We start from the raw sequence: 10656 nt of genomic DNA, 5'->3' as shown, positions 1-10656 counted from the left end.
AGCACGCAGACGGTTACGGGCTCGTGTGTAACACTCACGTGCTGGGGGCAACAGCCGGCAGGTGGTTTGATTGTTCTGCTGTCAGCCCCTGCAGGCTGGTTGGTGCGCCACCCGGGCCACCACCCGGGTCTGTAGGGGTTTGCTGTGTAGTGCCACCTCCATCAGAAGTTTCGATCTTCACCTTAGCGGTGTTTACAATCTTCCCGGAGCCATTAACTTTGGTTGTGATTTTGAATGTAACAGTCTCACCTCCCCTGAGGGTTGTTGTGTCATCTAAGCTGCCTTCTAGGGTTCGGTTTCCGTTTCCTGTGGCGGTAACGGTTACATTAACCTCCATGCCGTTAACCTGCGCGGTAGTTTCAACGTATTCTAAGCCTTCCTGTAGCTGGTCTGTGAAGCTTACCTCTGTGAATGTTTCACCATTTTGGAGTTCTGGTAGTACTTGTGTGATAGTCCAGGTGACACTATCACCGATTTTTGTGGCGTTTGTATGGTCTAGGGTTTTAGTTGGTTTATCGCTAACAGTGTTTTTTTGGGTAGACGTGTACGTTATAGTTCCACGCGTTGCCGTTTGGGTGGGGTACGGTAACAATAAAAGGCGCAGCCTTTTTAACCACACCAGCGGGAGCCTGGGTTTCTGTAACCAGATAAGCACCAACAGCAAGATTCTCGAATGTGGCTTCCCCGTTGTTGTCTGTTGTTTGGGTAGTTTCAGACCCTACTAGCCTGTTTTTAGCAGCGTCAACGGTTAGGGTTTTAAGCATCATCCAGTCGTTGTTTTTTGTGAGATTAAGATTGAGTTTTTGAATCTTAAACTCTACCCCAGCAATCGCATCCCCTCGAGGGGCGGGGTTTTCAGGTTGGCCTGTGCCTGGAGCACCTGGAGGGCCTTGTTGTTTGTGTTTGTGCACAATAATCGAACCCTGCTGGTTTGTGTCAATATCACCGGGCGCGGCGGCGTTAGCCGGTTGTGTAAGGATCAACCCACCCGCAACCAGCAGCTTACTAAAACAACCACACAAAACCACCCGCCGGTGTTAGCCAGCCTACAGGGGCTGACACCCGAACGGTCAAACCACCCGCCTGTTGCTGCTGCTTGTGGGTGTTACACGCGAGCCTGTAGCCGTCGGCGTGCTACAAGCCCGGCTGTAACACCTACTGCGAGTACACCTGCTCCGGTTAAATATAGCCAGTCGGTTGCGACACCGCCGGTGAGTGGTAGTGGTGGTGCTACGGCCATGAATTTGCGTTGTAAACGAACTGTGTGTTGAACTGTGGCGTCCATCATAACCTGTTGCAGTTGATACGCAAACGGGGTTTGGCTGGTGAACTCCCAGCCGTTGGGGGCTGTTGTGTTGCGTACTGTTACTGTGCAGTTGCTTCCAGCCCATACTATTTTATGTATAACTTGGGGCGCTCCTGCGCCGTTAACAAGCCGAGCATAATTGAGCGTGTACGTGAAAGTATTGTTATGTTGAAACGGTGTTACGCAGTTGATACTACCCGTCACGGTCACAACACCACTAGCAGGGCGTTCTCCTTCGGGTTTTACAATGAGTGAGACTGTGACCCTTTTGTTTGTGACATTAAAGCTTGCTTGTGAACGGTTATTGTTTTGGTTGGCGTCTGTAAACGCTGCGCTAGTGGTTGCAATGAAACTACGCCTGTTAGCAGCGAAGAACCCTGCTTTGCCTGTAACGGTTACTTTAATGCTGCCTCCGGCTGGAATGACCGGTATTGTTGCTGTTACCGTGTGACTGTTTGCGTTGTACACCCACTGACCGGGGCAGCGAGCACCTCCTGTAGCCTGGCATGCCGAGTTTACTGTGGCGGGTGTGTTTACAAACCCGTCCCGGGGTAGTTGGATTGTGACGGGGATGTTACGCGCCTGGTAGCCGCTGGCTTTGATTGTTGATATTACCCGTACTTGTTGGCCTGCAGCTACTGTTGGTGTGGCAGTTGTTTCGGTGGATACTTCGACTGGTATTTTTTCAACCTCCAGCCGTATTGTGGCGGTGCGTGAGCTGGTGATGTTTTGTTCTGTTTGGGTGATCCGGTCAAGTGTTTTCCATCTCCAGCCTGCAGAAACCATACCCTTGTTAAGAGTTATCGTACAATTACTACCCACATCAACCATGTTGTTTAATTCTCTGTCCCATTTGCCGCCTGTTAGTTCGTTGTGTTTTAGAGTAAACATCAGAGTTTTCCTGCTTGGCTGGCTACCAGGAAAAGTACACACAACATCACCCCTTACAACAACCTGTCCTTCGGTAAGCCCCACAGGCTGAAACGAGGCTTTCAACACTGTTTTACGAGAAATAATCGTAAACGTGGCTTGAGAAGCAACAGCGGTGAAAGGTTTTGAAGTGGCAACACCACCAAGTTTGCCGATAGGAAACTCAATCACTCCGTCAGCGGTAGTGGTAACCGTGTGAGACCCGATATGGTTTGTTGCAGTACCTTTTATTAGAACAGTGTCATTAAACAACTGTGCCGCGCCGTCGTCCTTACTGTGATAAGAACTTAAACTACCAGTTAGCGTGCGTGTTGTTGCATCATAAGTTGATTGAAAACCAGCCAATGTGCAAGCAAGCTGGTTTGTGCAATCCCTCGTTTTGAAGGGGCCTTTGGTGAGTGTTTCTTGTGATATTGCAAACCCGGCGGGTAGTTGAACACTGAAGTTAACGTTAATAGTATAAAAACTTGATGCATCATTTATCTGCTCAACCATCCGGTACGCCGTATTGTTATACCGGAATGATACTTCGATACTAGCTGCTTCGCCGGGATAGTATTGTTGTTTGCTGGTTGTTGTTGTGGTTGTGACTAGATCTGTGATGGTGGTGCGGTTTATTCCGGCCGGTAGTTGTGTAGTGTGTGGGGGTGTGGTGTGGTTGTTTTAGTAAGCTGTTGGTTGCGGGTGGGTTGATCTTTACACAACCGGCTAACGCCGCCGCGCCCGGTGATATTGACGCAAACCGGCGGGGTTCGATTATTGTGCACAAACACAAACAGCAAACCCCTCAAGGCCGTCCCGGCACAGGCCAACCTGAAAACCCCGCCCCTCGAGGGGATGCGATTGCTGGGGTAGAGTTTAAGATTCAAAAACTCGATCTTGATCTCACAAAAAACAACGACTGGATGACGCTAGCAACTCTAACCCCGGACGCTGCTAAAAACAGGCTAGTAGGGTTTGAAACTATTAAAACAACAGACGATAACGGGGAAGCCAGATTCGATGGTCTTGCTGTTGGTGCTTATCTGGTTACAGAAACCAATGCTCCCGCTAATGTGGTTAAAAAGGCTGCGCCTTTTATTGTTACCGTACCCCACCCAAACGGCAACGCGTGGAACTATAACGTACACGTCTACCCAAAAAACACTGTTAGCGATAAACCATCTAAAACCCTAGACGCTACAAACGCCACAAAAATCGGTGATAGTGTCACCTGGACTATCACACAAGTACTACCAGAACTCCAACCAGGTGAAACATTCACAGAGGTAAGCTTCACAGACCAGCTACAGGAAGGCTTAGAATACGTTGCACCCGCTACCGCGCAGGTTGACGGCACGGAGGTTGATGTAACCATTACATCCACAGGTGACGGAGGCCGAAACCTAGCAGGTCACTTAGATAACCCAGAAAATCTTACAGGAGGTGAAACTGTTACATTCAAAATCACAACCAAAGTAAACGATCCCGGGAAGATTGTAAACACCGCCAACGTTACAATCAAAACCTCTAATGGAGGAGATACCACACAGTCAACACCAGACCCTGTGCCGGGTGGTGGCCCTGGTGGTTTACCAATCAGGGCAAACCGTTGGGGTGGGTGTTGCAGCCGGGCAAAACACCATGCTGCAAGTAGCAGGTGGTGAACCTGTTAAACCCACCACAACTACCACCAGCCTACAACCAGGCAACACTGGTGCAAACAACACAAGCAAAACTAAACCAGCAACAAACCCCCCGCACACTACACAACTACCAGCCGGAATAAACCGCACCACCATCACGGATCTAGTCACAACCACAACAACAACCGACAAAACAGAATACTACCCCGGTGAAGCAGCTAGCATCCAAGTGTCATTCAGGTATGACGATGCGGCGTATCAGGAGGTGCAGGATATTCAATCCAATCAGGATTCGTATACTGTTAAAATTAACTTCAATGTTCAACTACCCGCCGGGTTTACAATCTCAAATGAAACACTCAACAGAGGCCCCTTCACAAGAGACTGCACAAACCAGCGGGCATGTATGGCGGATGGTTTTGAATATAGTTACAATCAACAATCACGCACGCTCACAGGTAGTTTCCCCACACCCACCCCCCACTATAAGGACGGCGGTGAGTACCAGCTTTTTGAGGAACTTAACATAACAGGAACAGTAACAGGCACACCCAACACATCCCACACGGTTAGGACTACTGCTGACGGGCTTTTAGATTTTATTTATTTTGACCTTAAAACCAATTCTCGTGTTAATGATGTGCAAGAATATTTCACCGCTACTTCCTCTCAAGCCACGTTCCGGGTTGTACCCCGTAAAACGGTGTTGAAGGCTTCGTTTCAGCCTGTAGGGCTTACCGAAGGACAGGTTGTTGTCAGCGGTAATGTTGTGTGTACTTTTCCTGGTGGCCAGCCAAGCAGGAAAACTCTGATGTTTACTCTGAAACACAACCAGCTAGCAAACGGCAGGTGGGATAGGGTGTTGCATGACATGGTTGATGCAGGTAGCGATTGTGTGATAACCATTGTTAAAGGCGCTGTTCCAGCAGGCTGGAGATGGAAAACACTTGACCGGATCACCCAAACAGAATCAAACATCACCACACCACGCACCAGCACAATACGGTTGGAGGTTGAAAAAATACCAGTCGAAGTATCCACCGAAACAACCACCCCCACACCCACAGTAGCCGCAGGCCAACCTGTACAAGTAATATCAACAATCAAAGCCAGCGGCTATGAAGCACGTAACATCCCCGTCACAATCCAACTACCAAAGAACGGGTTTGTAAAAACACCCGCTACAGTAAACTCAATATGCCAGGCCACAGGGCGTGCCATATGCCCTGCCCAGTGGGTGTACAACGCAAACAGTCACACGGTAACAGCAACAATACCGCAGATTCCAGCCGGAGGCAGCATTAAAGTAACCGTTAAAGGTAGAGCAGGGTTCTTCGCTGAGAACAGCCGAAGTTTCACTGCAACCACTAGCGCAGTGTTTACAGACGCTAACCAAAACAATAACACTTCAAGAGCAAGTTTTAATGTCACAAACAAAAGGGTCACAGTCTCACTCATTGTAAAACCCGAAGGAGAACACCCCGCTAGTGGTGTTGTGACAGTGTCGGGTAGTATCAACTGTGTTACCCCGTTTAAGCATAACGCTACGTTCACGTACACGCTAAACTACGCTGCGCTTGTTAACGGCGCAGGAGCGCCCCAAGTTATACATCAAATAGTATGGGCTGGAAGCAACTGCACAGTAACAGTACGCAACAGGGCAGCCCCCAACGGTTGGGAGTTTAAGGGAGCAACCCAGTCGACGTATCAGCTACAACAGGTGTGGTATCTCCTCCATTAGAGGTTGTGATTCTAACGTTGGCGGTGTTTACAATCTTCCCGGGGGTGTTTACTTTGGTTGTGATTTTGAATGTAACAGTCTGACCTCCCCTGAGGGTTGCTGTGTCATCTAAGCTACCTTCTAGGGTTCGGTTTCCATCACCTGTGGCGGTAACGGTTACACCAACCTCCGTGCCGTTAACCTGCGCGGTAGCGGGTGCAACGTATTCTAGGCCTTCCTGTAGCTGGTCTGTGAAGCTTACCTCTGTGAATGTTTCACCTTGTGGGAGTTCTGGTAGTACTTGTGTGATAGTCCAGGTGACTTTGTCACCGATTTTTGTGGCGTTTGTAGCGTCTAGGGTTTTAGATGGTTTATTGCTGACAGTGTTTTTTGGGTAGACGTGTACGTTATAGTTCCACGCGTTGCCGTTTGGGTGGGGGATGGTAACAATAAAAGGCGCAGCCTTTTTAACCACACCAGCGGGAGCATTGGTTTCTGTAACCAGATAAGCACCAACAGCAAGATTCTCGAATGTGGCTTCCCCGTTATCGTCTGTTGTTCGGGTAGCTTCAAACCCCGCTACTACCCTGTTTTTAGCTTGATCAACGGTTAAATTTTTAAGCGTCATCCAGTCGTTGTTTTTTGTGAGATTAAGATTGAGTTTTTGAATCTTAAACTCTACCCCAGCAATCGCATCCCCTCGAGGGGCGGGGTTTTCAGGTTGGCCTGTGCCTGGAGCACCTGGAGGGCCTTGTTGTTTGTGTTTGTGCACAATAATCGAACCCCGCTGGTTTGTGTCAATATCACCGGGCGCGGCAAACCCCCTGTACCGGGTGGTTCGGGTGGTTTACCAAACAGGGCAAACCGTTGGGGTGGGTGTTGCAGCCGGGCAAAACACCATGCTGCAAGTAGCAGGTGGTGAACCTGTTAAACCCACCACAACTACCACAAGCCTACAACCAAACAACACTGGTGCAAACAACACAAGCAAAACCAAACCAGCAACAAACCCCCCGCACACTACACAACTACCGGCCGGAATAAACCGCACCACATTTTTAGAGGGTCTAATTAAAACTAGAACCGAAATTAACGGACAAAACCAATACCATCCCGGTGAAACTATCAGCATCAGTGTATACACAGACTATGATGAAACAAAATACGATCTTTTAGATGCCATCACCCTCAACGGAGAAACTCATTATACGGTTACAGTTAACGTTGCTGTTACACTACCGCAAGGATTTGAAATATCACCCGAGGCGTTAACAAGAGGCGTTTTTACGCAGGATTGCACAACCAGGTTTACTTGCCCTTTCGGTTACAGTTTTAGTTACAACCCACAGTCGCGTGTGCTACAAGCTAGTTATAAGGTTTATCACGATAAATTTGTTGGCGGTGGGCAACTGTTTGAGATTATTACAATACCGGGTACTGCCACAGACCGTATTGGATCTCACACGGTTAGGACTACCGCTAACGGAGTGATTGAGTTTTCTATCGGCAAACTTGGTGGTGTTGCCGAGAGAGCTAATTTCACCGCTATTCCCTCTCAAGCTATGTTTCGTGTTGTACCACGTAAAACCACGCTAACAGCCTCGTTTACACCTGTGGGACTCACCGAAGGACAGGTTGTTGTAACAGGCGAGGTTTTATGCATTAACCCCCAAACGCGACAAGACAGGAAACCTCTGATGTTTACTCTAAAACACAACGAACTAACAGGCGGCAAATGGAACAGAGAATTAAACAACATGGTTGATGCGGGTAGCGATTGTGTGATAACCATTAACAAGGGTGATGTTCCAGCAGGCTGGAGATGGAAAACACCTGACCGGATCACCCAAACAGAATCAAACATCACCACACCACGCACCAGCACAATACGGCTAGATAAGGACTGCACAAACCGGTCGCAATGCACACAAGATGGTTTTGAATGGAGTTATAATCAACAGTTGCGCACGCTAACTGGTAGTTTCCCAATCCCCAACAAACACTACAAGGACGGCGGTGAGTACCAGCTTTTTGAGGAACTTAACATAACAGGAACAGTCACAGGCACACCCAACACATCTTATACGGTCAGAACTACCGCTGATGGGGTTTTAGATTTCAGTTACATTGACTTTAAAACTTATTCCCGTGCTGATGATGCGAGAGAACCTTTCACCGCCATTCCTTCTGACGCTACGTTTCGTGTTGTGCCCCGTAAAACCACGCTAACAGCGTCGTTCACCTCCGTAGGGAATGTACACAATGATGTTACCGTGGTGGTGACAGGTGAAGTACTATGCATCAACCCTGGTGGACAAGGGGACACGCGTCCTTTCATGTTTACTCTGAAATACAATGAACGGGTAGGTAACAAGTGGCCTGATAAGGTTTTGCATAACATGGTTGATGTGGGTAGTAATTGTGTGATAACTCTTAACAAGGGTATGGTTTCTGCTGGTTGGAGATGGAAAACGAATACACCTATTGTGGTAACAGAATCAAACATCACCAGCTCACGCACCGCCACAATACGGCTGGAGGTTGAAAAAATACCAATCGAAGTATCCACCGAAACAACCATTGTGCACAAGCATAAACAGCAAACCCTTCAAGGCCGCCCCGGCACAGGACAGATTGAAAACCCTGCGGGGGATGCGATTGCTGGGGTAGAGTTTAAGATTCAAAAACTCGATCTTGATCTCACACAAAACACCGACTGGGAAACGCTTAAAACCCTAACCCCGGACGATGCTAAAAACAGGGTAGTTATGGGGTCTGAAACTACCCGAACAACAGACCCTAACGGGGAAGCCACATTCGATGGTCTTGCTGTTGGTGCTTATCTGGTTACAGAAACCAATGCTCCTGCTGGTGTGGTTAAAAAGGCTGCGCCTTTTATTGTTACCATCCCCCGCCCAAACGGCAACAACACGTGGAACTATAACGTACACGTCTACCCAAAAAACACTGTTAGCAATAAACCAACTAAAACCCTAGACGATACAAACGCCACAAAACTCGGTGACAGTGTCACCTGGACTATCACACAAGTACTACCAGAACTCCAACAAGGTGAAATGTTCACAGAGGTAAGCTTCACAGACCAGCTACAGGAAGGCCTAGAATACGTTGCACCCACTACCGCGCAGGTAGACGGCATGGAGGTTAATGTAACCGTTACCGCCACAGGAAACGGAAACCGAACCCTAGAAGGCAGCTTAGATAACCCAGAAAATCTTACAGGAGGTGAAACTGTTACATTCACAATCACAACCACAGTAAACGATCCCGGGAAGATTGTAAACACCGCTAAGGTGAAGATCGAAACTTCTGATGGAGGTGGCACTACACAGCAAACCCCTACAGACCCAGGTGGTGGCCCGGGTGGCGCACCAACTATCTTTTTCGGGTATTTTGATATCCAAAAATACGTTACAGGCACCACAACCGCAATATCAGGCGCAACCTTCGAACTCTACAAAGACGAAACCTGCACAACTAAAGTAGACCTACAAGAAACCCTTATAACCGTTGATACGGGTAAACTAGTTTCACCCATTGCGGTTAAAGCCGGCAAATACAGCATAAAAGAAATTAAAGCCCCAACCGGATACGTGCTTAACACAACGTGTACGCCGGTTACCGTGGGTGAAGATAACACTCTAGCTAACCCTGCAACAGTAACTGTCTACAACAGCAAAGTCACTGTTCCCGCGCTTCCTCTAACCGGCGCACAAGGTCAAACAATCATGCTAACAACCGGTGGAATACTCATAACAGCTGGAATAGCAGCCGTTGCTATAGTACACAGGAAACGAAAACTCACCGCAAACAAAAACAATATGCAACATTAACAAACTTCCTATACTCACTAATAGGTTGAACCAAAAAAGCAGGTGGGTGTTGTGTGATTAGATTCACACAACACCCACCCTTTCACACCCACCACCACACACGTTTTTTTGGGTGTTTAAATCGCCTGGTTCTCTAGCGTTAAAAGGTTTCTTTCGAAACTTGTGTTCTCCAGCAACCATACCGCAGATTCCAGCCGGAGGCAGCATTAAAGTAACCGTTACAGGCAAAGCAGGATTCTTTGCTGAGAACAGCCGAAGTTTCACTGCAACCACTAGCGCGACGTTTACAGACGCTAACCAGGGAAATAACACTTCAAGAACGCAGTTTAATGTCACAAACAAGAGGGTCACAGTCTCGCTTATTGTCAGAGTGGGTTTGTAGCGCGTACTGGCAGTGTGCGGCTGTGTATGGTGGGGTTTTTACATGGTGTGGTTTTGTGCTGGTTTAGTGTTTATCATGCCAGTTGTACAAGAGTGGCGAGGTTATGGGGTTTAACTCTCCAGGAAGAGTGCTAGAACAGCCCGCTTAACAATGGTTATCACACAATCGCTACCACTCTCAACCATGTTATGCAAAACCTTATCAGACCACTTGTTACCTACCCGTTCACTGTATTTCAGAGTAAACCTAAGATTAGTACGCCTGTCCCCTTGTCCACCAGGGTTGATGCATAGTACTTCACCTGTCACCACCACGGTAACATCATTGTGTACATTCCCTACAGAGGTGAACGAGGCTGTTAGCGTGGTTTTACGGGGAACAACACGAAACGTAGCGTCAGAAGGAATAGCGGTGAAAATGAAGGTCTGACCGGTAAGAGCTAAACCACTTTTATCTGAATGCGTCTTTACAAATATCAAAGTATTTATTTTACAGCCTTCCCCCCCCCCTGTATGTGTACGCGTATATTTTAAGGTAGTAGGACTATTTGGTTTAACTCCCCAAGAGGAGTGTGGACTAGTCTAATTCACCCCCCCCCCCTTTTTTTTTTTTTTGCGTGTGTATATTAGAGCGGTGGGGTTGTTTGGTTTAACTCTCCAGAGGTGGACTCGAACACCCCACACCTCTTGTACAGTCAACCCCAGACCCTGTGCCGGGTGGTGGCCCGGGTGGCGCACCAACCAGCCTGCAGGGGCTGACAGCAGAACAATCAAACCACCTGCCGGCTGTTGCCCCCAGCACGTGAGTGTTACACACGAGCCCGTAACCGTCTGCGTGCT

General features: G+C 48.2%; 8 protein-coding genes. 4 read left to right on the top strand and 4 right to left on the bottom strand.

Annotated features, from left to right (window positions below):
* Window positions 1-34: 34 nt before the first annotated feature.
* The 3 genes from KJY78_RS06265 to KJY78_RS06255 form a co-directional block, all read right to left on the bottom strand.
* On the bottom strand, window positions 35-592 hold the full coding sequence (locus KJY78_RS06265; RefSeq protein WP_214337754.1) for an isopeptide-forming domain-containing fimbrial protein: 558 nt from the start codon (window positions 590-592) through the stop codon (window positions 35-37).
* Complete coding sequence (locus KJY78_RS06260) at window positions 519-983, bottom strand: SpaH/EbpB family LPXTG-anchored major pilin (RefSeq protein WP_214337753.1); 465 nt, start codon at window positions 981-983, stop codon at window positions 519-521. The genes KJY78_RS06265 and KJY78_RS06260 overlap by 74 nt, the downstream gene beginning before the upstream one ends.
* 122 nt (window positions 984-1105) lie before the next feature.
* Complete coding sequence (locus tag KJY78_RS06255) at window positions 1106-2731, bottom strand: DUF5979 domain-containing protein (protein ID WP_214337752.1); 1626 nt, start codon at window positions 2729-2731, stop codon at window positions 1106-1108.
* A 146-nt stretch (window positions 2732-2877) separates the two neighbouring features.
* Between KJY78_RS06255 and KJY78_RS06250 the strand changes: the two genes are divergently transcribed.
* Window positions 2878-3882 carry a SpaH/EbpB family LPXTG-anchored major pilin gene (locus tag KJY78_RS06250; RefSeq protein WP_348771219.1) on the top strand — a complete coding sequence of 335 codons (1005 nt, stop codon included), beginning with the start codon at window positions 2878-2880 and terminating at the stop codon, window positions 3880-3882.
* Entirely contained in the window at window positions 3803-5602 is a 1800-nt protein-coding gene (locus tag KJY78_RS06245) for a hypothetical protein (RefSeq protein WP_214337750.1), read from the top strand. The genes KJY78_RS06250 and KJY78_RS06245 overlap by 80 nt, the downstream gene beginning before the upstream one ends.
* On the opposite strand, the gene KJY78_RS06240 is transcribed toward KJY78_RS06245, so the two are convergent.
* Window positions 5544-6353: a SpaH/EbpB family LPXTG-anchored major pilin gene (locus KJY78_RS06240; RefSeq protein ID WP_214337749.1), complete on the bottom strand. Its 810-nt coding sequence runs from the start codon at window positions 6351-6353 to the stop codon at window positions 5544-5546. The two genes, KJY78_RS06245 and KJY78_RS06240, sit on opposite strands and share 59 nt — an antisense overlap.
* 70 nt (window positions 6354-6423) lie before the next feature.
* Here KJY78_RS06240 and KJY78_RS06830 point away from each other — a divergent pair, with 70 nt between their 5' ends.
* Together KJY78_RS06830 and KJY78_RS06230 are read left to right on the top strand one after the other, a co-directional pair.
* Window positions 6424-9435 carry a SpaH/EbpB family LPXTG-anchored major pilin gene (locus KJY78_RS06830; protein WP_214337748.1) on the top strand — a complete coding sequence of 1004 codons (3012 nt, stop codon included), beginning with the start codon at window positions 6424-6426 and terminating at the stop codon, window positions 9433-9435.
* A gap of 160 nt (window positions 9436-9595) precedes the next feature.
* Entirely contained in the window at window positions 9596-9817 is a 222-nt protein-coding gene (locus KJY78_RS06230; protein WP_214337747.1) for a hypothetical protein, read from the top strand.
* The last annotated feature ends 839 nt before the right edge of the window (window positions 9818-10656 follow it).

The organism is Canibacter zhuwentaonis (assembly GCF_018531145.1).
Lineage (GTDB): Bacteria > Actinomycetota > Actinomycetes > Actinomycetales > Microbacteriaceae > Canibacter > Canibacter zhuwentaonis.
The sequence above is the reverse complement of the archived record's forward strand: the minus strand, read 5'-3'. Positions and strand labels throughout refer to the sequence as shown.